The 22037-nt window shown below is 71.4% G+C and carries 22 protein-coding genes and 1 pseudogene; 11 read left to right on the top strand and 12 right to left on the bottom strand.

Features of this window, described 5'->3' with window-relative positions:
* Nucleotides 1-43: 43 nt before the first annotated feature.
* The 6 genes from HG542_RS10680 to ychF all read right to left on the bottom strand — a co-directional run bounded on the left by HG542_RS10680 (nt 44) and on the right by ychF (nt 5468).
* Nucleotides 44-466, bottom strand: coding sequence for an ATP-binding protein (locus HG542_RS10680; RefSeq protein WP_171080048.1), 423 nt, complete (start codon nt 464-466; stop codon nt 44-46).
* 162 nt (nt 467-628) lie between these two features.
* Entirely contained in the window at nt 629-1033 is a 405-nt protein-coding gene (locus HG542_RS10675; protein WP_171080010.1) for a (deoxy)nucleoside triphosphate pyrophosphohydrolase, read from the bottom strand.
* Nucleotides 1034-1108: 75 nt separating this feature from the next.
* Nucleotides 1109-1288, bottom strand: a complete 180-nt coding sequence (locus tag HG542_RS10670) for an SPOR domain-containing protein (RefSeq protein WP_171080009.1) — start codon at nt 1286-1288, stop codon at nt 1109-1111.
* A gap of 168 nt (nt 1289-1456) precedes the next feature.
* Nucleotides 1457-3106: an APC family permease gene (locus tag HG542_RS10665; protein ID WP_227726635.1), complete on the bottom strand. Its 1650-nt coding sequence runs from the start codon at nt 3104-3106 to the stop codon at nt 1457-1459.
* A gap of 260 nt (nt 3107-3366) precedes the next feature.
* The gene (locus tag HG542_RS10660; protein WP_171080007.1) at nt 3367-4119 is read right to left on the bottom strand and encodes a GntR family transcriptional regulator; all 753 of its coding nucleotides are present in this window, start codon (nt 4117-4119) and stop codon (nt 3367-3369) included.
* A gap of 260 nt (nt 4120-4379) precedes the next feature.
* Nucleotides 4380-5468, bottom strand: a complete 1089-nt coding sequence (ychF, locus tag HG542_RS10655) for a redox-regulated ATPase YchF (protein ID WP_171080005.1) — start codon at nt 5466-5468, stop codon at nt 4380-4382.
* A 221-nt stretch (nt 5469-5689) separates the two neighbouring features.
* Between ychF and HG542_RS10650 the strand changes: the two genes are divergently transcribed.
* Entirely contained in the window at nt 5690-6313 is a 624-nt protein-coding gene (locus HG542_RS10650; RefSeq protein WP_227726483.1) for a DUF6542 domain-containing protein, read from the top strand.
* Here HG542_RS10650 and ppgK read toward each other — a convergent pair.
* Entirely contained in the window at nt 6210-6974 is a 765-nt protein-coding gene (ppgK, locus tag HG542_RS10645) for a polyphosphate--glucose phosphotransferase (protein ID WP_171080004.1), read from the bottom strand. The two genes, HG542_RS10650 and ppgK, sit on opposite strands and share 104 nt — an antisense overlap.
* A 30-nt stretch (nt 6975-7004) precedes the next feature.
* Entirely contained in the window at nt 7005-7994 is a 990-nt protein-coding gene (locus HG542_RS10640) for a 4-hydroxy-3-methylbut-2-enyl diphosphate reductase (RefSeq protein ID WP_171080002.1), read from the bottom strand.
* A 62-nt stretch (nt 7995-8056) separates the two neighbouring features.
* Here HG542_RS10640 and HG542_RS10635 point away from each other — a divergent pair, with 62 nt between their 5' ends.
* The 4 genes from HG542_RS10635 to HG542_RS10620 all read left to right on the top strand — a co-directional run bounded on the left by HG542_RS10635 (nt 8057) and on the right by HG542_RS10620 (nt 11748).
* On the top strand, nt 8057-9415 hold the full coding sequence (locus tag HG542_RS10635) for an APC family permease (RefSeq protein WP_171080000.1): 1359 nt from the start codon (nt 8057-8059) through the stop codon (nt 9413-9415).
* Between the two features lie 142 nt (nt 9416-9557).
* Nucleotides 9558-10778 (top strand): exodeoxyribonuclease VII large subunit, encoded by a 1221-nt coding sequence (gene xseA, locus HG542_RS10630; protein ID WP_171079998.1) that lies wholly within the window; start codon nt 9558-9560, stop codon nt 10776-10778.
* 10 nt (nt 10779-10788) lie between these two features.
* Nucleotides 10789-11037 (top strand): exodeoxyribonuclease VII small subunit, encoded by a 249-nt coding sequence (locus HG542_RS10625; protein WP_171079996.1) that lies wholly within the window; start codon nt 10789-10791, stop codon nt 11035-11037.
* A 120-nt stretch (nt 11038-11157) separates the two neighbouring features.
* A complete protein-coding gene (locus HG542_RS10620) occupies nt 11158-11748 on the top strand; it encodes a malonic semialdehyde reductase (RefSeq protein ID WP_171079994.1) in 591 nt (196 codons plus the stop codon).
* A 59-nt stretch (nt 11749-11807) separates the two neighbouring features.
* Here the strand turns inward: HG542_RS10620 and HG542_RS10615 are convergent, their stop codons facing one another.
* Nucleotides 11808-12392 carry a DUF4245 domain-containing protein gene (locus HG542_RS10615; protein ID WP_227728154.1) on the bottom strand — a complete coding sequence of 195 codons (585 nt, stop codon included), beginning with the start codon at nt 12390-12392 and terminating at the stop codon, nt 11808-11810.
* 170 nt (nt 12393-12562) lie between these two features.
* On the opposite strand from HG542_RS10615, the gene glpX reads away from it, so the two are divergent.
* Entirely contained in the window at nt 12563-13594 is a 1032-nt protein-coding gene (glpX, locus tag HG542_RS10610; RefSeq protein WP_171079990.1) for a class II fructose-bisphosphatase, read from the top strand.
* 168 nt (nt 13595-13762) lie between these two features.
* Here the strand turns inward: glpX and HG542_RS10605 are convergent, their stop codons facing one another.
* On the bottom strand, nt 13763-14119 hold the full coding sequence (locus HG542_RS10605) for a WhiB family transcriptional regulator (protein ID WP_171079988.1): 357 nt from the start codon (nt 14117-14119) through the stop codon (nt 13763-13765).
* 178 nt (nt 14120-14297) lie between these two features.
* Complete coding sequence (locus HG542_RS10600) at nt 14298-14972, bottom strand: DUF1707 SHOCT-like domain-containing protein (protein ID WP_373313098.1); 675 nt, start codon at nt 14970-14972, stop codon at nt 14298-14300.
* A 160-nt stretch (nt 14973-15132) separates the two neighbouring features.
* Here HG542_RS10600 and HG542_RS10595 point away from each other — a divergent pair, with 160 nt between their 5' ends.
* Complete coding sequence (locus tag HG542_RS10595) at nt 15133-16797, top strand: fumarate hydratase (protein ID WP_171079987.1); 1665 nt, start codon at nt 15133-15135, stop codon at nt 16795-16797.
* A 149-nt stretch (nt 16798-16946) separates the two neighbouring features.
* Here the strand turns inward: HG542_RS10595 and HG542_RS10590 are convergent, their stop codons facing one another.
* Nucleotides 16947-18452 carry a ricin-type beta-trefoil lectin domain protein gene (locus tag HG542_RS10590; protein ID WP_171079985.1) on the bottom strand — a complete coding sequence of 502 codons (1506 nt, stop codon included), beginning with the start codon at nt 18450-18452 and terminating at the stop codon, nt 16947-16949.
* 116 nt (nt 18453-18568) lie between these two features.
* Between HG542_RS10590 and HG542_RS10585 the strand changes: the two genes are divergently transcribed.
* From HG542_RS10585 to HG542_RS10570, 4 genes and pseudogenes are all read left to right on the top strand, one after another.
* Nucleotides 18569-19978 (top strand): class II fumarate hydratase, encoded by a 1410-nt coding sequence (locus HG542_RS10585; protein WP_171079983.1) that lies wholly within the window; start codon nt 18569-18571, stop codon nt 19976-19978.
* Between the two features lie 142 nt (nt 19979-20120).
* Entirely contained in the window at nt 20121-20804 is a 684-nt protein-coding gene (gene fomD / locus HG542_RS10580) for a cytidylyl-2-hydroxypropylphosphonate hydrolase (protein ID WP_171079981.1), read from the top strand.
* A gap of 132 nt (nt 20805-20936) precedes the next feature.
* Nucleotides 20937-21614, top strand: coding sequence for a class I SAM-dependent DNA methyltransferase (locus tag HG542_RS10575; RefSeq protein ID WP_171079979.1), 678 nt, complete (start codon nt 20937-20939; stop codon nt 21612-21614).
* Nucleotides 21615-21663: 49 nt separating this feature from the next.
* Nucleotides 21664-22037: pseudogene (locus tag HG542_RS10570) on the top strand (hypothetical protein); the annotation flags it as partial.

Below are 22037 nucleotides of genomic sequence, written 5' to 3'. Positions count from 1 at the left end.
ACGATCACAGCACGGTCTCAACCCGCTATGTCTTCTCCCCGTGTCAGGAAGTCGGCAAGCTCAGCTCGAACCACACCGTTTTGCCGGTGGTCGCGGGCCGGGTGCCCCAGCGCCGTGAGGCCAGGGCGACGAGCTGGAGTCCGCGGCCGCCCTCGTCGTCGGCGCCCGCGGGGCGCTCGCGGGGCGGGTCGGGCACGGGGTCGGAGACCTCGACGAGCAGGGTGGGGCCGGCGTGCGAGTACATCCGGACGCCGATGGGGCCGCTGGCGTACCGCAGGGAGTTGGTGACCAGCTCGCTGACCAGCAGGACCGTCACGTCCGTGACCGCGTCGAGGCCCCATTCCCGCAGGGTGTCGCGGACGAGGGTGCGTGCCGTGCGCACGGCGCCGGCCTCGGCGGGAAAGGTCCACTCGGCGAATCCGGGCGTCGATGCCAGGGTCCCTGCGCTGTCGCTCACGCCGACCACATCCCAGACCGCTGCGGCCCCGCCGGTATGACCGGCTTTGGGGATAATAATCAGCACATACCCGGTATGGGGGGCGGCCTATCGTGTTCTGCGGCGTCTGTCCGCGGAGCATGCCACGTTCGGCGTAGTGGAGACCCTGTGCAGGGGGGACCCTGCGCCGCTTCACCGGGGCAGCTTCTCCAGCAGCCGTGCGGCGGCGGCCACCGCGGGGCGGTCCTGGTCCAGCCAGTCGACCTCGTCGACCCGGCCGGGGGCGAGCCAGCGTAGTTCGTCGTGGTCCTCGAGCGGGCGGGCCTCGCCCGACAGCACCCGGGCCGTCCACACCTGGAGGACGTATCCGGGCTTCAGCGGCCACTCCCCGGCGATGCGCTCCAGCGGCTCGGCCTCGATGCCCAGTTCCTCGCGCAACTCCCGCACGAGCGCCTCCTGGGGCGTCTCGCCGGGCTCCAGCTTCCCGCCGGGCAGCTCCCACCGGCCGGCCAGCTCGGGCGGGGCACTGCGCCGCGCGGCCAGCAGCCGCCCCCGGTCGAAGACCGCTCCGCCCACCACCACACGCACCGTAGCCATGGCGGGAAAGTCTAGGCGCTCCTACGAAATTTCCCCGCGCCCCCGAAGGGGCACGGGGAAATGGTCCGTGCGGGGCTAGGAAACCGCCCTGCCCACCCGCTCCACGATGTAGAGCTGCCGGTTGCCGTGGGCGTCCAGCCGGTCGGCAACGCGCTCGGCCTCCGTCCGGGTCGCATAGCGCCCGACGCGGTAGCGGTTGCCGTTCTCGTCCTGGCGGATCACCAGCCAGGGCAGGACCGGTCCGGTGTCAGTCATCGCCCCTGCCCTCCCGCCGAAGCTGCGCGCACCGGCGCACGCCCTTCGGCGCCTCCCGAAGAAACCGCAGTCCGCATATGCCCGAGCGTACGCCCGACCTTTACGCAGCGGATACGGGTTTTCACGAAGAGGTACGCATTTGGCCACCGAGGGTGGCCGCACGCGTGCTTACTTGACCTTCTCGGTCTCCGGCTCGGCGGCCGCCTCGGCCTGTTCGGCGGCGAGCATCTCCTGCTCGGTCTCCACAAGGGTGGGGTTGCGCCACGCGCTGCGCACGCCCCACATGTAGAAGGCGAGGGCGATCACGACGACGACCGCGATGTCCCAGCCGGGCGCGAGGTAGCCCTTGCCGCCGAACTCGGTGCCGCCGGCCCAGGAGACCGCGGCCATCACGAGCAGGTAGGCGACCATCCAGACGCCGGCCTGCAGGTGCGGCTTGAGCTCGGCCCACGGCTTGCGCAGCTCGTACCAGGCCCAGATCGGCAGGCCGACGGCCATGATCAGGATGACCTTGCCGGTGAGCGGCCAGCGGGCCCAGTAGAGGACCAGGGAGCCGAAGGTCATGGCGACGGGCGCGATGACGGGCATCGCGCGCAGCATGACCGGACGCTTGATCTCCGGGGCGATGCGGCGCAGCGACATCACGGCGACGGGGCCGGTGATGTACGAGATGACGGTCGCGACCGAGACGATCTCGGCGAGCGAGCCCCAGCCGCGGAAGACGGCCAGGAAGACGAAGGCGACACCCAGGTTGAGCAGCAGGGCCGGGCGCGGGACGCCGGTCTTCTTGTCGACCTTGCCGAAGATGCCGGGCAGGTGGCCGTTCTCCTGGACGCCCTGGACCATCCGGGAGGTGGTGGCGGCGTAGATCATGCCGGTGCCGGACGGGGAGATGAAGGCGTCCGCGTACAGCACGATGGCGAGCCAGTTCAGGCCCCAGGCGATGGCCAGGTCGGCCAGCGGCGACTTGTACATCTTGCCGAGCCCGGACCAGCCGTGCTGGGCCAGGTCGGAGGACGGGACGGCCATCAGGAAGGCGACCTGCAGCGCGATGTAGATGACCAGCGCGATGAGGATCGAGCCGATGACGGCCTTCGGCAGCGACTTGCCCGGGTTGCGGGCCTCGCCGGCCATGTTCAGCGGGGACTGGAAGCCGTTGAACGCCCAGACGATGCCGGAGAGCGCGACCGCGGTGAAGACCGAGCTCCAGCCGTTCGGCGTGAAGCCGCCGGCCGACTCGATGTTGTGCGTGTCGAAGTGCGACAGCATCAGCGCGCCCGCGGTGAGCGCGGGGACGACGACCTTGAAGACCGTGATCGCGTTGTTGGTCTTCGCGAACAGGGTGATCGCGAACCAGTTGAGGAAGAAGTAGAAGAGCAGCAGCACGGAGGCCAGCGCGACACCGCTGCCGGTCAGCTCCTTGCCGTCGTAGAGGGCCTTGGCCCAGTCCCACTTCCAGGAGCTCATGTACTGCACGGAGGCGGTCGCCTCGCCGGGGATGACGGAGACGATCGCGATCCAGTTGGCCCAGGCCGCCAGGTAGCCGGCGAGCGAGCCGTGCGAGAGCTGGCCGTAGCGGACCATGCCGCCGGCCTTCGGGAACATCGCGCCCAGCTCACTGTAGGTGAGCGCAATGGTCAGTGCGACGGCCGCTCCGATGACCCAGGCGAGGATCGCCGCAGGACCGGCGATGGCCGCGGCGCGCTGGGCGCCGAAGAGCCAGCCGGAACCGATGATCGACCCGAGGCCGACGGCCGTCAGGGCCACCGGACCGAGCGTCCGGCGGTAATTGGAGTGCGAACCCGCTTCGGTACTCAACGCCCCGGATCTCCTTTTCTTTCTTACTCCCCCACGGCAGGACACAAACCGCGCCATCGTACGAGCGATTTCGCCGAGTTGGTTCCGCAAAATGGCTCCGACCTGGGCGTCTGTGAGTTTTGCAACACCGGAAGGGGCACTTCCACACCGGGGCGAACCAGGACAGAAGGGGCTGTTCCTACCCGCTGGTACGGACCATGACAAGGGGTAACCGGAGTCCTGGAACCTGACTCCAAAGTCAGTTCATGTGCACGTCACGCCTACTTCACCGGCAGGTGGTAGGCGACCCGGTACCGCTCGGCGAGCATCACCACGTCCGCCGTCTCGACCGGACAGCCGCCCGCGAAGTACGTCCGCGAGACCACCAGCACGCAGTGGCCGGGCACCCCGCCGAGCGCCAGCGTCTCCTCCGCGAGCCCCGGCCGGGCGCCCACCTCCTCGGTGACGTTGTCCACGACCAGGTCGATGGCGGCCATCCGCTCGACCACTCCGCGCCCCGCCAGCGGCCCCTCCTCGGGCAGCATCACGGGCGTACGGCCCGTGACCGTCAGGGGCTCCCAGGAGGTGGAGAGCATCATGGGCTCGCCCGCGGACCGGAACAGATAGTGCGTGCGCATCACGCGGTCCCCCGGAGTGATCCGCAGCCGCCGCGCGATGGCCGCGTCCGCCATGCCCTGCTCGCTGCGCGACTCCCAGGTGCCGCCGACCCGCTCGTCGGCCTGTTCCTGACGGAACGGCGTCGAGTCGCCGAGCGCGCGGTACCCCGTGCGCACCACGGCCCGCGGCACGGGCTGCTCGCGCACATACGTCCCCGACCCGGAACGCCCCTCGACCAGGCCCTCGGCCATCAGGACCTTGCGGGCCTCCAGGGCCACCGTGTCCGAGACGCCGTACTGCTCCCGGATCCTCGCCTGGGACGGGAGCCGGGTGTGCGGCGGCAACTCGCCTGCCACGATCTTCTGGCGCAGATCGCCGGCCACACGGAGGTATGCGGGCTGGTCACCGAATGCCACGTCCACTCCCAAGGGGTTGACAGTGCGCAACAGCTTGGCAACCGTCGGTTGCGGAGCGCAACTCTAGGCCAATGAATCACCGGATGTGGTGAATTGCAGGTCGGCGGTGCGTAGTTGAGGAACGGCGGCACATGCGGGGAGCACGCACCGGGAGCACTTCTGCATCGATGCGAGTGGGGCGTGGTTACGGGGAGTCAGGGGGCCGGGAACGCGAAAGGGCCGGACCCGAAGGTCCGGCCCTTGGCGGCGTTGTGCGGCCGTCAGACGTTGAAACGGAACTCCACCACGTCCCCGTCCGCCATCACGTACTCCTTGCCCTCCATGCGCGCCTTGCCGGCCGCGCGGGCCTCGGTGACGGAGCCGGTTTCGACCAGGTCGGCGAAGGAGATGACCTCGGCCTTGATGAAGCCCTTCTGGAAGTCGGTGTGGATGACACCGGCCGCCTCGGGGGCCGTGGCGCCCTTCTTGATCGTCCAGGCGCGGGATTCCTTGGGGCCGGCCGTCAGGTAGGTCTGCAGGCCCAGGGTCTCGAAGCCGACGCGGGCCAGAGTGGCCAGGCCGGGCTCCTCCTGGCCCACGGACTGGAGCAGTTCGAGGCTCTCCTCGTCGTCCAGCTCGGCCAGGTCGGCCTCCAGCTTGGCGTTGAGGAAGATGGCCTCGGCGGGGGCCACCAGGGCCCGCTGCTCGTCCTTGAAGGCGTCGTCGGCCAGCTCGTCCTCGTCGACGTTGAAGACGTACAGGAAGGGCTTGACCGTCAGCAGGTGCAGGTCGTGCAGGACCTCGGCCTTCTCGGTGCCCTGGACGATGCCGGCGGAGAACAGGGTGGTCCCCTCCTCCAGGATCGCCTTGGCCTCCTCGACGGCCTTGACCTTCGCGGCCACGTCCTTCTTGATCCGCGACTCCTTCACCAGACGCGGCAGGACCTTCTCGATGGTCTGCAGGTCGGCGAGGATCAGCTCGGTGTTGATGGTCTCGATGTCGTCCTTGGGAGAGACCTTGCCGTCGACGTGGACGACGTTCTCGTCCTTGAAGGCGCGGATGACCTGGCAGATCGCGTCGGACTCACGGATGTTGGCCAGGAACTTGTTGCCCAGGCCCTCGCCCTCGGAGGCGCCGCGGACGATGCCGGCGATGTCGACGAAGTCGACCGTGGCGGGGAGGATCTTCTGCGAGCCGAAGATCTCCGCCAGCTTGGTGAGCCGGGCGTCCGGGACGCCGACGACGCCGACGTTGGGCTCGATGGTGGCGAACGGGTAGTTGGCCGCCAGCACGTCGTTCTTGGTCAGGGCGTTGAACAGGGTCGACTTGCCGACATTGGGCAGACCGACGATTCCGATCGTGAGCGACACGTGACGACTTCCCGTAACTTCCCGTAGCGAGATTCCCGTGGCGGGGCGCCGGTACGGGAATGGTGTAAAGGGTCCGCGGCCCGGACGGGCCGGTCCCCCAGTCTACGGGTCCGTGTCACGCACCGGCCCCGTCCGGGTGATCGGCCGAACGCACGGCCAAGGGGGGTCAAAAGGCGTGTCCCATCCCGGGTTCCCGCGGTCCGCCGACCTACTTTGGTCGCGTGGAGCAACCCAGCACGCGTACCCCCCAGCGCAAGGTCCGCCGCGACACACCGGTGCCGCGGCCCGCCGTCCCCGTGGGGGCGGGCGAGAGCAGCTCGGTCTTCCGGGCCCGGCGGCTGCCGGGCCGCACCCGCCCGCTACGGCCGCGCCGCCTGGAGCAGCTGCCCCCGGCCCGCCTGACGGGCCTCGGCAGCGGGCTGCTCGCCGCGCTGGTGATGCTGGCCGCCGGCAAGCTCGACGCCATGGCGCTGGACGGCTCGCCCGCCGTCTACGGCGTGTGCTTCCTGCTGGCCTGCACGGGCTGCGCCCTGTGGGTGCGCCCGGCCGAGGTGCTGACGGCGCCGGTGAGCGCGCCGATCGCCTTCGCGGTCGGCGCACTGCCGATCAGCAACAGCAGCGGCGGCGGCCTCGGCGCCCGGATCATGGGCCTGGTCACCGTGCTGTCGCTGCAGGCCGGCTGGCTCTACGCGGGCACCCTGCTCGCCGCGCTCATCGGGCTGTACCGGCGGGTCGCACTGATCAGGCTGCGGCGGCGGGAACGGCTCCAGCAGCGGAAGCGGCCATCGCGGCCCCCACGATCCCCGCGTTGTTCTCCAGGGCAGCAGGAACGATCTCGGCGCTGATCCCGTCGATCAGCGGCAGGAACCTGTCGGCCTTGCGGCTGACACCGCCGCCGATGACGAAGAGCTCGGGCGAGAAGAGCATCTCCACGTGGGCGAGGTACTTCTGCACCCGGCGGGCCCAGCGGGCCCAGGTCAGGCCGCCGTCCTCCTTGGCACGGGAGGAGGCGCGGGTCTCCGCGTCGTGGCCCTTGAGCTCCAGGTGGCCCAGCTCGGTGTTGGGGACCAGCCGGCCGCCGGTGAAGACGGCGCTGCCGATGCCGGTGCCGAAGGTGAGCACGACGACGGTGCCCTTGCGGCCGCGTCCGGCGCCGAAGGACATCTCGGCCAGGCCGGCCGCGTCCGCGTCGTTGAGCACGGTGACCGGGGCGCCGAGCCGCTCGCCGAGCAGGCCGGCCGCGTCCGTGCCGATCCAGCGCTTGTCCACGTTGGCCGCCGTCCGGGTCGTGCCGTCGACGACGACGCCCGGGAAGGTCGCGCCGACGGGGCCCGTGGCCCCGCCGAAGTGCCGCAGCACCTCGGCGACTCCGTCCGCGACCGCCTCCGGGGTGGCCGGGTGCGGCGTGAGCACCTTGAAGCGCTCCGCCGCCGGCTCGCCGCGCGCCAGATCGACCGGCGCGCCCTTGATGCCCGATCCGCCGATGTCCACGCCGAATACGTTCATGCCGACCACGCTACGGGCCGGGGACCGCCGTCACCCCTCGGACGGCTGCACCTTTTGCTCGGCTTCCGCGCGCAGGTCGCGACGGAGCTCCTTGGGGAGGGAGAACGTGATGGACTCCTCGGCCGCGGTGATCACCTCGACGTCCTCGAAGCCGCGCCGGGCGAGCCACTCCAGGACGCCCTGGACGAGGATCTCCGGCACCGAGGCGCCCGAGGTCACGCCGACCGTGCTCACGCCCTCCAGCCAGGCCTCGTCGATCTCCTCGGCGTAGTCGACCAGGTGCGCGTCGCGCGCGCCGGCGCCGAGGGCGACCTCGACGAGGCGGACGGAGTTGGAGGAGTTCTTCGAGCCGACGACGATCACCAGGTCGGCGTCGGCGCCCATCTGCTTGACCGCGGTCTGACGGTTCTGCGTGGCGTAGCAGATGTCGTCGCTGGGCGGGGAGAGGAGGTTGGGGAAGCGGCCCTTGAGGGCGTCGACCGTCTCCATCGTCTCGTCGACGGACAGCGTGGTCTGGGACAGCCAGACGACCTTGTCCGGGTCGCGGACCTCGACGTTCGCCACGTCCTCCGGGCCGTCGACCAGGGTGATGTGGTCGGGCGCCTCGCCGGAGGTGCCGATGACCTCCTCGTGGCCCTCGTGACCGATGAGGAGGATGTCGTAGTCCTCCTTGGCGAACCGGACGGCCTCCTTGTGGACCTTGGTGACCAGCGGGCACGTGGCGTCGATCGTCGCCAGCCTGCCGCGCGCGGCCTCCTCGTGGACCACGGGGGCGACACCGTGCGCCGAGAAGATGACGATGTTGCCCTCGGGCACCTCCGCCGTCTCCTCGACGAAGATCGCGCCCTTCTTCTCCAGCGTCTTCACGACGTACTTGTTGTGAACGATCTCGTGGCGCACGTAGACGGGCGCGCCGTACTGCTCCAGCGCCTTCTCGACGGCGATCACGGCACGGTCCACGCCCGCGCAGTAGCCACGAGGGGCGGCGAGCAGGACCTTGCGGGCAGTGGGAGTGGTCATGGCGTCCATCGTACGGGGCGGCACCGACAGCGCGCGGGGCGCGGCTGGGGGACGATGACCGCATGTCCGCATCGTCCGCATCGCCAGATTCCGGCACCTCCGGCGACGGGCTGCGCCGTGCGCTCGGCTTCCGGGACCTCGTCGTCTACGGGCTGCTGTTCATCGCCCCCATGGCGCCCGTCGGCATCTTCGGCACGCTCGACGCGAAGTCGCACGGGGCGGTCGCGCTGGTCTACGTCGTGGCGACGGTCGCGATGGGGTTCACGGCCTTCTCCTACGCGCAGATGGTGCGGGTCGCCCCGCAGGCGGGGTCTGTCTACGCGTACGCGCGCGTGGGGCTCGGCGAGGGCGCGGGGTTCGTCGCCGGATGGATGGCGTTGCTGGACTATCTGCTGATCCCGGCGGTGGCCTACCTGTTCTCGGGGATCGCGCTGCACGCGCTCGTCCCCTCCGTCCCGCAGTGGGTGTGGACGGCGGTCGCGGTGGTCGTGACGACCGCGCTGAACCTGTGGGGCGTACGGGCCGCCGCCCGGGTCGGCTTCCTGGTGCTGGCCATGGAGATCGCGGTGCTGCTGGTCTTCGTGGCCGCGGCGTGCATGGCGCTCGTGGAGCACGGGCCCCGGCGCGACTGGCTGTCCCCGTTCGGCGGCGTGGGCGGGTTCTCCTGGGACGCGGTGCTGGCCGCCGTGTCGGTGGCGGTGCTGTCGTATCTGGGCTTCGACGCGATCGCCGCGTTCGCGGAGGAGTCGGCCGGGGGGAGCGAGAAGGTCGCGCGGGCGGTGCTGACGTGCCTGGCGGTGGCGGGGGTGCTGTTCGTCCTGCAGACGTACCTGGCCGCGTTGCTCGCGCCGATGACGCCGGAGGAGCTGGCGGCGAAGCCGGCCGGTCAGGGGGCGGCGTTCTACGACACCGTCGAAGCGGCGACGGGCCCGTGGCTGCACGATCTGGTGGCCTTCAGCAAGGCGGTCGGTGCGGCGTTCGCCGCGCTGGCCGGACAGGCGGCGGCCGCGCGGCTGCTGTTCGCCATGGCGCGGGACCGGCGCCTGCCGGTCCTTCTGGCGAAGGTGGACCGGGGGTCCGGGGTGCCGCGGCCGGCCGTGCTGGGGGCGGCGGCGGTGACGCTGTGCGCCGCGGTGTGGGCGGCACGGCGGGACGACGGGCTGGACCGGCTGGTGTCCGTGGTGGACGTCGGGGCACTGGTGGCGTTCGGGCTGCTGCACCTGTCGGTGCTGGGGTGGTTCGCGGTACGGAAGCGGTCGCGTTCGGCGCGGCATGTGGTGGTGCCGCTGCTGGGGCTGGCGGTGGTGATCGTGGTGATCGCGCGGGCTGCGGTGACCGCCCAGGTGGTGGGCGGTCTTTGGCTGGCCGCGGGGTTGGGCGTGCTGGGCGCCGAGATGTTCCGGCGGTCGGCACCGGGGTGAGCGTGGGGGACCCTTGCCCGGGGTGGAGAGGCTTCGCCTCTTCACCCCCGCCGCAACGGCGGGCAACCATGACGGCGTGGCCCGGCGGTGCCGTCCCCACCGCAACCCCGCCCAGTCACACCCCGCCGCTAGGCTCGAGCGCATGGCTGCAACCACGTCCCCCGAAGCGCCGCTGCCCGTCGGTGAGGTGAGCCGGCTCATCGGCGGGTGGGTCGACCGGCTCGGTGCCGTCTGGGTGGAGGGTCAGATCACCCAGCTGTCCCGGCGTCCCGGTGCCGGCGTCGTGTTCCTGACGCTGCGCGACCCCTCGCGCGATGTCTCCCTCTCGGTCACCTGTTACCGCGCCGTCTTCGACCGCGTCGCCGACATCGTCACCGAGGGCGCCCGCGTCGTGGTGCACGCCAAGCCCGAGTGGTACGCCCCGCGCGGCCAACTGTCGCTGCGGGCGGCCGAGATCAGGCCCGTGGGCGTCGGGGAGCTGCTGGCGCGGCTGGAGCAGCTGAAGAAGTCCCTTGCCGCGGAAGGGCTGTTCGCGGCGGAGCGCAAGCAGGCGCTGCCGTTCCTGCCGCAGCTGATCGGGCTGGTCTGCGGCCGCGCCTCCGCCGCCGAGCGCGACGTGCTGGAGAACGCGCGGCACCGCTGGCCCGCCGTGCGCTTCGAGGTGCGCAACGTCCCGGTGCAGGGCGTGCACGCGGTGCCGCGCGTGATCGAGGCGGTGCAGGAGCTGGACGCGCTGCCCGAGGTGGACGTGATCATCGTGGCCCGCGGCGGCGGCAGCGTGGAGGACCTGCTGCCGTTCTCCGACGAGCAGTTGATCCGCACGGTGTCCGCGTGCCGCACGCCCGTGGTGTCGGCGATCGGGCACGAGCCGGACACCCCGCTGCTCGACCTGGTGGCCGACCTGCGCGCCTCGACGCCGACGGACGCGGCGAAGCGGGTCGTGCCGGACGTGGGCGAGGAACTCGCGCGCGTACAGCATCTGCGCGACCGCGCGCTGCGCTGTGTGACGGCGCTGCTGGACCGCGAGGAGCGGGGCCTGGCGGCGGCCCGGGCGCGCCCGTGCATGGAGCGCCCGCAGCGGATGGTGGACGAGCGCGAGGAGCAGATCGCCGCGCTCGAGGACCGTGCCCGCCGCACCCTGGGCCATCTGCTGGACCGGGCGGACTCGGAGCTGTCGCACACCCTGGCCCGGGTGGTCTCCCTCTCCCCCGCCGCGACGCTCCGCCGCGGCTATGCGGTGCTGCAGCACGCCGACGGGTCCGTGGTGCGCGCGGCGGACGAGGTCGCGGCGGACGAGGAACTGCGGGCCCGGGTCGCGGAGGGCGGGTTCACGGTGCGGGCCGTTGTCGGCGGCCCGGCCTAGGCTGTTGCGCATGGCGACGGAGGCGAAGGCAGAGGCAGAGGCGGCGCTGGGCTACGAGCAGGCGCGGGACGAGCTGATCGAGGTGGTGCGCCGCCTGGAGGCGGGCGGTACGACGCTGGAGGAGTCGCTCGCGCTGTGGGAGCGCGGCGAGGAGCTGGCGAAGGTGTGCCGCCGCTGGCTGGAGGGTGCCCGGGCGCGGCTGGACGCGGCGCTGGCCCGGGAGGAACACGAGGAAGAGGCGGCGGCCGGCGAGGACTGACGGCCGGGGGCGGCGCGGGTCGGGGTGACCCCCTCCACATTTAGTTGAAAGTTAATACACTTTGCGCCTAGAGTGGCTGTCGCCAGCTTGAAAACCCCACGCGACAGGTGGTGCCCCCACATGACCCTCGCCCTCGACAAGGCAGCCCAGGACCTTCTCTTCCGCGCGGCCCACACGGCCAACGCGTTCACCGAGGAGCCCGTCACCGACGAGCAGATGCAGGCCGTCTACGACCTGATCAAGCTCGCTCCGACCGCCTTCAACCAGTCCCCGCTGCGCGTGGTCCTGGTCCGCTCCGCGGAGGCCCGCGAGCGTCTGGTGCCCCTCATGGCCGAGGGCAACCGGGCCAAGACCGGCGCCGCCCCGCTGGTCGCGATCCTCGCCGCGGACAACGAGTTCCACGAGGAGCTGCCGGCCCTCTTCCCGGCCTTCCCGCAGGCCAAGGACCTCTTCTTCGCCGAGCGCGCAGCCCGCGAGTCCTCCGCCACGCTCAACGGCGCCCTGCAGGCGGGGTACTTCATCCTCGGCCTGCGCGCCGCCGGCCTGGCCGCCGGCCCGATGACCGGCTACGACGCCGCGGCCGTGCAGAAGGAGTTCCTGGACGACGACCACACGCCGCTGATGATCGTCAACATCGGCCGCCCGGCCGCGGACGCCTACCGCCCGCGCGGCCCGCGCCTGGACTACGGCCAGGCCGTCACGACCGTCTGAGCCGCGGACAGCACGACAGAGGGCCGGGCGCCGTTGCGGCGCCCGGCCCTCTGTGTGTCTCAACCCGCCGGCGTCGCCGAGGGGGCCCCGGACGGCGTGCCCTCCGGGCTCTTCGCCTTCTCCGCCTTGAGCGCGGCGGCCATCTCCGTCAGCCGCTCGAACGTCGCGGTGCCGGTGACCACCGTCGTCACCCCGCTCCCCTCGTGCACCAGGGCGTTGTACTTCGAGCCCTCGTAGCGCTGCCAGGTGAGGCCGCCCGCCTGGACGGTCTTGTCCGTCTTCTCGGCCTGCTGGGTGGCATCGTCGACGAAGACGGCAGGCGAACCGTTGCTCTGCTCGATCCCCACGTACTGCGTCTGCGGGTCGAGGAAGCCCAGGTGCCAGACGGAGCCCATCTTGGTCTGCGGCTCGTAGCGGACCGACGTCGCCCGCCAGTCCTTGCCGAGCCCCTGGGGCGCGGCCACCGCGTACGGCGCGGCGCGGCGGGCCGCGTCCAGCTCCACCTGGTAGCCGATCGGCCGGACGGGGTCCTTGCCTGCGTCGTGCGGGATGAAGAGGTAGCTGACCCACGCCACCGGTATCACGACCGCCATGGACAGCACCATGTTGCGGATCTTCTGCTTCTTGCCGTCTCTGCCTGCCACGTCACCATCGTCCCCCATGGCCCGGTCGATCTTTACGCAGGTCGCCCGGCATGCCGCGAAACGGCCTTGACGCTGCTCATGCGTAGGGTGCCCTGCTCATTCTCGCAATCAACCGATAAAGTCATGAGCACCCTCACCCACGGCCGCCGCCGTACAGAAAGGTCCGCCCGATGACCGATCATCACTTGCCGTCCCAGCTCGAGGTCAGCCCCGAGGCACCCGACAGGAACCTTGCGCTGGAGCTCGTCCGGGTCACCGAGGCCGGAGCCATGGCCTCGGGCCGCTGGGTCGGCCGCGGCGACAAGAACGGTGCCGACGGAGCGGCCGTGCGGGCCATGCGTGCGCTGATCCACACCGTCTCGATGAACGGCGTCGTCGTCATCGGCGAGGGCGAGAAGGACAACGCCCCGATGCTCTACAACGGCGAGCGCGTGGGCGACGGGACGGGCCCGGAGTGCGATGTCGCCGTGGACCCGGTGGACGGCACGACGCTCACCGCCAAGGGCATGGCCAACGCGGTCTCCGTGATGGCCGTCGCCGAGCGGGGCAGCATGTTCGACCCGTCGGCGGTCTTCTACATGGACAAGCTCGTCACCGGCCCCGAGGCGGCCGACTTCGTCGACATCGACGCCCCCGTCGCCGTCAACATTCGCCGCATCGCAAAAGCGAAGCGCTCCTCCCCCGAGGACGTCACCGTGGTCGTCCTGGACCGCCCCCGGCACGAGGGCATCGTCAAGGAGATCCGCGAGGCGGGCGCCCGCATCAAGTTCATCTCCGACGGCGACGTGGCCGGCGCGATCATGGCCGCGCGCGAGGGCACGGGCGTGGACCTGCTGCTGGGCGTCGGCGGCACCCCCGAGGGCATCATCGCGGCCTGCGCGATGAAGTGCCTCGGCGGCACGATCCAGGCCAAGCTGTGGCCGAAGGACGAGGAGGAGCGGCAGCGCGCGCTGGACGCCGGGCACGACCTGGACCGCGTCCTGCACACCGAGGACCTGGTCAGCGGGGAGAACGTGTTCTTCGTCGCGACCGGCATCACCGACGGCGAGCTGCTGCGCGGGGTGCGCTACCGCGCGGAGACCGCGACCACGCAGTCGCTGGTGATGCGCTCCAAGTCCGGCACGATCCGGCTGATCGAGTCCGAGCACCGGCTGTCGAAGCTGCGCGCCTACAGCTCGATCGACTTCGAGCGCCCCAGCTGACCGCGCCCCGACAGGGGCGCGGGGCAGTCACATATGCGGCTCCGCCGCGTGGGCGCGACCAGCCACGACGAGCCCGCAGCCGACGCACGAGCGCTCGACGCCACAACGGGCCGGGCCCCGCCGCAAGTTCGGCGGGGCCCGGCCCGACAGGAACCGTACCGACGGCGCTCAGCCTGCGGCAGCGACCCGCGTCGAGCGCTGGAGCTCGGCCTCGCGGCGCCGGCGGCGGGCCAGCACGACCCGGCGCTCGGCGGCCGTCAGCCCGCCCCACACCCCGTAGGGCTCCGGCTGCAACAGGGCGTGCTCCCGGCATTCGACCATCACGGGGCAGCGGGCGCAGACCCGCTTGGCGGCCTCCTCCCGGGACAGCCGCGCAGCGGTGGGTTCCTTCGACGGCGCGAAGAAGAGCCCGGCTTCATCCCGGCGGCACACCGCCTCCGAATGCCAGGGGCCCGCCTGTTCCCGAGCGGAAATCCGCTGGGACGGTACGGCGGCTTCCTGCAGGGGCTGATGCGGTAGCAGCACGGTCTACTCCTGACGACGGCTTAGCTCGGCCGGTTGAGTCACCCTTGCCGTCTCACCCTGCACGGCCATTCGCACCCGCAGCCGTACGAGAGACGATGCACCAAGCTTTACCCGCTGTGCGCGCTCTTATTCACACCGTTGCCATGACCGGAACGCCGCCGGACGCCCGTTTCCGCGGCTATTGCCCCGGCCTGAGGTTCTTGAGCCGCTTGCCCCGACGAGCCTTGGCCTCGACCCCGCCGAAGACCGCAAAACCCGTGATCACGACAACGGGGGCGTCCGGGTCCGGCGCCTCGTGGGTGCGGACGTCGAAGCCGCCGAAGATGCCCGTCCCCGTAGAACGCACGGAAACATTTTCCGGAACCTTGATCTCCACCCCGCCGAACACCGCGGAGGCGTTGATCACGATCTCCCGCTGCTCGAAGACCGCCTCGGTCAGATCGATCTCCACGCCGCCGAACATCGCGAAGGCGTTCGTGCGCGCGGGCACCCGCCAACGGCCCTTGCGCTCGGCGGCGCCGAAGACGGCGACCAGATTCTCGGCGGGCGCGGGGACGGGGCGCACGGAGGCGTCGTACGGGCGCGCGGCGGCGACCGGCCCATGGGGGCGCCCCCCGGCGGGCAGATCGTGCACCAGCGGCTCCAGCTCGCCGACGGTGCGGGCCTGGTAGACCGCGGCGATCCGCTCGCCGTGCTCCTCGGCGGTGAGCCGCCCCTCGGCCAGCGCCTCGCGCAGGATGTCGGCGACGCGGTCACGGTCGGCGTCGGAGGCGCGCATCGCGGGCGCCGTCGGGGCCTGAAGCCGCTCCTGGGGTCGGTCCTGGGGCCGCTTTTCGAGAGATGACTCGTCCACGACAGCAGGGTACCCAAACGCGATAGATCGCGATAGAGGACGGTGGCGCGGGGACGGAGTGAGCCTTACCTCACAAACCTCCCGGAGCCGCGGCGTCCTACGCTGGAGGGGCTGTCGAGGAAGCCAGCACCATCATCCGCAGAGTGAGGGAATCGCCGCGATGTCTCGGCCCGAGTTTGCCTATACCGATCTTCTGCCCCTGGGCGAGGACGACACGCCGTACCGCCTCGTCACCGCCGAGGGCGTGTCCACCTTCGAGGCCGACGGGCGCACCTTCCTCAAGGTCGAGCCGGAGGCGCTGCGCAAGCTCGCCGAAGAGGCCATCCACGACATCCAGCACTACCTGCGGCCCGCGCACCTCGCCCAGCTGCGGAAGATCGTCGACGACCCCGAGGCCTCGGCCAACGACAAGTTCGTCGCCCTCGACCTGCTGAAGAACGCCAACATCGCCGCGGCCGGCGTGCTGCCCATGTGCCAGGACACCGGCACCGCCATCGTCATGGGCAAGCGCGGCCAGAACGTCCTCACCGAGGGCGGCGACGAAGAGGCGCTCTCGCGCGGCATCTTCGACGCCTACACCAAGCTCAACCTGCGCTACTCGCAGATGGCCCCGCTGACCATGTGGGACGAGAAGAACACCGGCTCCAACCTCCCCGCGCAGATCGAGCTCTACGCGACCGACGGCGGCGCCTACAAGTTCCTGTTCATGGCCAAGGGCGGCGGCTCGGCCAACAAGTCCTTCCTCTACCAGGAGACGAAGGCGGTCCTCAACGAGGCCTCCATGATGAAGTTCCTGGAGGAGAAGATCCGTTCGCTGGGCACGGCCGCCTGCCCGCCGTACCACCTGGCGATCGTCGTCGGCGGCACGAGCGCCGAGTACGCGCTCAAGACCGCCAAGTACGCCTCCGCGCACTACCTGGACGAGCTGCCGGAGGAGGGCTCCCCGCTCGGCCACGGCTTCCGTGACAAGGAGCTGGAGGAGAAGGTCTTCGAGCTCACCCAGAAGATCGGCATCGGCGCCCAGTTCGGCGGCAAGTACTTCTGCCACGACGTGCGCGTGGTGCGCCTGCCGCGGCACGGCGCGTCCTGCCCGGTGGCCATCGCGGTGTCGTGCTCGGCCGACCGCCAGGCCGTCGCGAAGATCACCGCCGAGGGCGTCTTCCTGGAGCAGCTGGAGACGGACCCGGCGCGCTTCCTGCCGGACACGACGGACGAGCACCTCGGCGACGAGGACGTCGTCCGCATCGACCTCAACCGCCCCATGGACGAGATCCTCGCCGAACTCACCAAGTACCCGGTGAAGACCCGGCTTTCGCTCACCGGTCCGCTGGTCGTCGCCCGTGACATCGCGCACGCGAAGATCAAGGAGCGGCTGGACGCGGGCGAGGAGATGCCGCAGTACCTCAAGGACCACCCGGTGTACTACGCGGGTCCGGCGAAGACGCCGGAGGGTTACGCGTCCGGGTCGTTCGGCCCGACCACGGCCGGCCGCATGGACTCCTACGTCGAGCAGTTCCAGGCGGCGGGCGGCTCCAAGGTGATGCTGGCGAAGGGCAACCGGAGCAAGCAGGTCACCGAGGCGTGTGCCGCGCACGGCGGCTTCTACCTCGGCTCGATCGGCGGGCCGGCGGCCCGGCTGGCGCAGGACTGCATCAAGAAGGTCGAGGTCGTGGAGTACGCGGAGCTCGGCATGGAGGCGGTCTGGAAGATCGAGGTGGAGGACTTCCCGGCGTTCGTCGTCGTCGACGACAAGGGGAACGACTTCTTCACCGATCCGGCGCCGGCGCCGACGTTCACCAGCATTCCGGTGCGGAGCGCCCCGTAAGGGGCGCGGGGAACTGCGCGAGCAACCAGTGACGGCCCGCACCGGGCCGACGGCCCAGGCCAGCTACGGCCAGGGTACGTCGCCGGGTGCGGGCCGGGTTGTGCCCACCCGTTCCGCCCTGCGGAACGCCTGCCCACAACCCGTAGTAGTTACATGAAGCTCTGGCTCGAAGAGCCGTCGCACTTCTGGAGCCGCACCGGCTCCTTGGCCCCCGCCAGGGTCAGGCACAGCCCCTGTGCCGCCGCAGGCCGGAACGTCGAACCGTCGTGCGTGAAGCGCTGGTTGGCCCCGCCGTGGCACTGCCACAGTTCCACGGCGGCCCCGGCCGCGTACGCGCCCCCGGGCACGTCCACGCACCGGGCGTGCGACAGGGCCGAGTGCAACGACCCGTCGTACCACCACTCCTGGTTCCGCGCACCCGAGCACGGCCAGCCGCCCACCTCGGTGCCGTTGGCCGTTGCCGCGCCGTACGCGTCGGCGCACGTGCCCGTGGCCGCGTTCTTCAGCGGGCGGAACGCGTCGTCCCAGGCGCCCTGGTGCAGCACCGGCTTGCCCGTGCTCGCCGGGTCGGCGCAACCCGCCTCCTGGTAGCCCGAGTTGTACAGCTGCGTCAGGCAGGACGCGAAGGCGCCGTGCCCGCGCTCGTTGGGGTGGAAGGACTGCCGCACGGAGTTGGCGTCCGGCGGGATCGGGTTCGTCAGGTCGATCCACAGGCCGCGGGCCCAGGTGTCCTGCATGCACACCTCGTGCCCGTGGAAGAGGCGCGAGTTGTCGAGGTAGACGGCGCCCGTGTCCCGGGCGGCCCTGCGCATGCCGCGCTCGAAGGCCGGCACGGCCTCGTTGCGCCCCCAGCCCGCGTCGGAGGTGTAGCCGACGCAGCCGCCGGCCAGCTTCCCGGGGAAGTCGGGGTTGTCCTCGACGTCGGGGCCGATGGGGCTCGGATAGCCCATCACCACCAGCTTGTAGTCGCCGTCCGCGTACCCCGCGTCCGTCATCACCTTGCGCAGGTCGCGCACCGTCTGCTCGACCTTGGGGACGAGCCCGTCGACGCGGGCCTGCCAGCCGGGCGCGTACTTGGGCTGACAGGGACCTTGCAGGAACAGGTAGCGCTCGACGCAGTCGGTCATGACGGGACCGAACTGCAGGTCGTCGTTGGCGCCGGCGACGAGCAGCACCATCTTCACGCGTGTGGTGCGGGCCTTGACGGCCAGGTTGTCGCTCTGGACGAGCTCGTCCGCGTACTGCTTGGTGCCGCCGATACGGATGTTGGCGGTGGTGGCGCCGGAGCAGGCGACGTTGTATGTGACGTCGGCCGGGATCCCGGTGCGGTGGATGGCGGCGTCGGGCGAGCGGTGGCACCAGTTGACGGGGCCGTTGGTGCCCGGTTCGTAGACGCCGACGCCCTCGCCGGATATCTCGCTGTCGCCCAGCGAGACCAGCGAGGTCTTGCGCTGGTCGAGCGGCCGCTCGGCGGCGTCCCCGTACAGCTCGGCCGACTCCGCCGCGCGGATCTTCTCCAGCTCGGGGCTGAGCGCGGTGACCCCTGTGCGGGCGGCCGCGTGGGCGGCGGGGGCGGTGACGGCCAGGCCGCCGAGGGCGGCGGCGAGGGCCGTGACCGAAGCGAGGGCACAGCGCAGGGTGGGTCTGCGTGTCATGAAGCCTCCCCGGTGTTTTCTGTTACCCGCGGTATTTACTCGTCAGTTGTGGATTTGGGAACACCGGGAACAGGATTGACGGGGCGGATGCTCTGTTGGTCAGGAGGTCGACGACCATGAACGACAGCGAGAACGCCACCGCGCAGCAGTACCGCACCGAGCACGACTCCATGGGCGAGGTCCGTGTCCCCGCCCATGCCAAGTGGCGGGCCCAGACGCAGCGGGCCGTGGAGAACTTCCCCGTCAGCGGCCAGCGCCTGGAGCGCGCGCACATCGCCGCACTGGCCCGTGTCAAGGCCGCGGCGGCCAGGGTCAACGCCGAGCTGGGCGTGCTCGATGCGGACATCGCCGCCGCCGTGGAGGCGGCGGCGGACGAGGTCGCCGAGGGGCGCTGGGACGAGCACTTCCCCGTGGACGTCTTCCAGACCGGCTCCGGGACCTCGTCCAACATGAACGCCAACGAGGTCATCGCCACCCTCGCGAGCGAGCGCCTCGGCCGCGACGTCCACCCCAACGACCATGTCAACGCCAGCCAGTCGTCCAACGACGTCTTCCCGTCCTCCATCCACATCGCGGCCACGGCCGCCGTGACCGGCGACCTGATCCCGGCGCTGGTGCACCTGGAGACGGCGCTGGAGCGCAAGGCGGGGGAGTTCGCGGACGTCGTGAAGTCCGGCCGGACGCATCTGATGGACGCGACCCCGGTGACCCTCGGCCAGGAGTTCGGCGGCTACGCGGCACAGATCCGCTACGGCGCCGAGCGGCTGCGCGCCTCGCTGCCGCGCCTGGCCGAACTCCCGCTGGGCGGCACGGCCGTGGGCACCGGCATCAACACGCCGCCCGGTTTCTCCGCCGCCGTCATCGCCGAGGTCGCCCGCGCGACCGGGCTGCCGCTGACCGAGGCCCGCAACCACTTCGAGGCGCAGGGCGCGCGCGACGGACTGGTGGAGACCAGCGGCCAGCTGCGCACCATCGCCGTCGGCCTCACCAAAATCGCCAACGACCTGCGCTGGATGGCCTCCGGACCGCGCACCGGCCTCGCCGAGATCAACCTGCCGGATCTCCAGCCGGGTTCGTCGATCATGCCGGGCAAGGTCAACCCGGTGGTGCCGGAGGCGGTGCTGATGGTGGCGGCCCAGGTGACCGGCAACGACACGACCGTCGCCACGGCGGGCGCCGCGGGCAACTTCGAGCTCAACGTGATGCTGCCGGTGATGGCGAAGAACCTCCTGGAGTCCGTCCGGCTCCTCGCCAACGCCTGCCGGCTGCTGGCCGACCGCACGGTCGACGGCATCACCGCCAACGTCGAACGGGCGCGGGAGTACGCGGAGTCCTCGCCGTCGGTGGTGACCCCGCTGAACCGTTACCTCGGGTACGAGGAGGCGGCGAAGGTGGCGAAGAGAGCGCTGGCCGAACGGAAGACGATCCGCGAGACGGTCCTGGAGGGCGGCTATGTGGAACGGGGCCTGATCACGTCCGAGCAACTCGACGAGGCCCTGGACGTCCTGCGCATGACGCACCCGTAGTGGCGGTACCCCGCCCCGTAAGGGGCGCTGGGGGAGGAACTGCGTGAGCAACCACAGCGAACCCGCACCCGCGTACCCGTCCGGACCCCCAGGGGTGGGACACGTCACGGCGCCCGTTGCCCCGGACACCTAAGATCTGCCCATGACGGCGGACACGGTGAACACGACGGCGGCGGGCGCCGCCCCCTGGGCCCCGGGGGACCACATCCTCTGGCGCTACCGCGGCAACGCCACCGACGACGTGCACATCTGCCGTCCCGTCACCGTGGTCCGGGACACCGCCGAACTGCTCGCCGTGTGGATGGCCCCCGGCACCGACTGCGTCAAGCCGCTGCTCGCCGACGGCACCCCCGTGCACCAGGAGCCGCTCGCCACCCGTTACACCAAGCCGCGCACCACCTCGCGCACCCGCTGGCACGGCCCGGGAGTGCTCAAGCTCGCCCGGCCCGGCGAGCCCTGGTCCGTCTGGCTGTTCTGGGACGACGGCTGGCGGTTCCGGAACTGGTACGTCAACCTCGAGGAGCCGCTGGTGCGCTGGGCGGGCGGCGTCGACTCGGAGGACCACTTCCTCGACATCGCCGTCTACCCGGACCGCAGTTGGGAGTGGAAGGACGAGGACGAGTTCGCGCAGGCGCAGCGCGCCGGCCTGATGAGCGCCGGCCGGGCCGTCCGGGTGCGGGACGCCGGACGGGCGGCGGTCCGCCTGATCGAGTCCTGGGCCGCGCCCTTCGACGCCGGCTGGGAGAACTGGCGCCCCGACCCCGCCTGGACCGTCCCCCCGCTGCCCGGCGACTGGGACCGGCTCCCCGACCGCCTCCCGACCTGACCGCTTGCCGTCTCCCCTCGGGGCAACCGTAGGATCGGCCTCCGCGGTACTCGCAAGGAAGCACGACCGCACGGCATATGACGGACGATCACACGTCGCGTCGCACAGGACAGTCGCAGAAAGGGCGGAGCCGTGAGCGGTGACGACCAGCGGGAAGACTACGACGGCTACGCCCGCTTAGGGCTGGACCGCAGCGGTCAGGCGGAGGCGTTCGACGCCATCGGCGACCGCTACGACGAGGCGTTCCCGCACAAGGAGGGCCAGCTCGCGGCCGGCGCCTGGCTGGCCGGGGCCCTGCCGCCGGGGTCCCGCATCCTGGACCTGGGCTGCGGCACGGGCCTGCCGACGGCCCGTCAACTGGCCGACGCCGGGCACACGGTGGTGGGCTACGACCTCTCCCCCGGCATGCTTGATCTGGCCCGTACCAATGTGCCGGAGGCCGATTTCCACCAGGGCGACCTGGCCGCGCTGCGCGACGGCCGGCTGGGCACCTTCGACGGTGTCGCCGCCTTCTTCGCCCTGCTGATGCTGCCGCGCCCGGAGATCCCGCACGCGCTGCGCATGCTGCACGCGCTGCTGCGGCCCGGGGGCCTGCTGGCGCTCTCGATGGTCGAGGCGGACGTGGACGACTACGCGATTCCGTTCCTGGGCCACACGATCCGGGTATCGGGATATCTGCGGGACGAATTGCGTGAGGTCGTACGCGAGGCGGGTTTCGAGATCGCCGGGGAAAGCTCGCTGGCGTACGCCCCGGCGAGCACGGACGTACCACCCGAGATCCAGATCTTCCTCAACCTGCGACGCGCCTGACCCGCCCCCTCGGGCGGGTTGCACAGCCCCGACGGATGGAACCCCACGCGTGACGGAGCATCCCAACTCCCACGGAAGCGCCCCCGAGCCCGCGCACGCTCCCGCGCACGGGCACGGCGAGGACGCCGCCCCCGGCCGCAGCGCGGCCGGGGCGTACGGCACGCCCCCGCGCACCCACCACGACCCCGACCCGGCGGCACCGGGCAGGGAGCGCTGCCGAGCCGCTGCGGCGGGGGCGGCGCCCCAGGCCCGGCAGGGCGGTGACCCGGCCGCCCCGGACCCCGACGAGCGCTGCCGCACGACGGACCCGGTCCCCCACCCCCGCCAAGGCGACGAGCCCGCCACGCCGGACGCCGAGCGCGCCCGTACCGCGGACGCGGGTGCGGGCACGGCCCCGCGGGTCCGGCCCGCCGCGCAGGGTGC

It is taken from the genome of Streptomyces morookaense (assembly GCF_013030945.1).
Lineage (GTDB): Bacteria > Actinomycetota > Actinomycetes > Streptomycetales > Streptomycetaceae > Streptomyces > Streptomyces morookaensis.
This window is presented reverse-complemented; position numbering and strand designations above follow the sequence as displayed.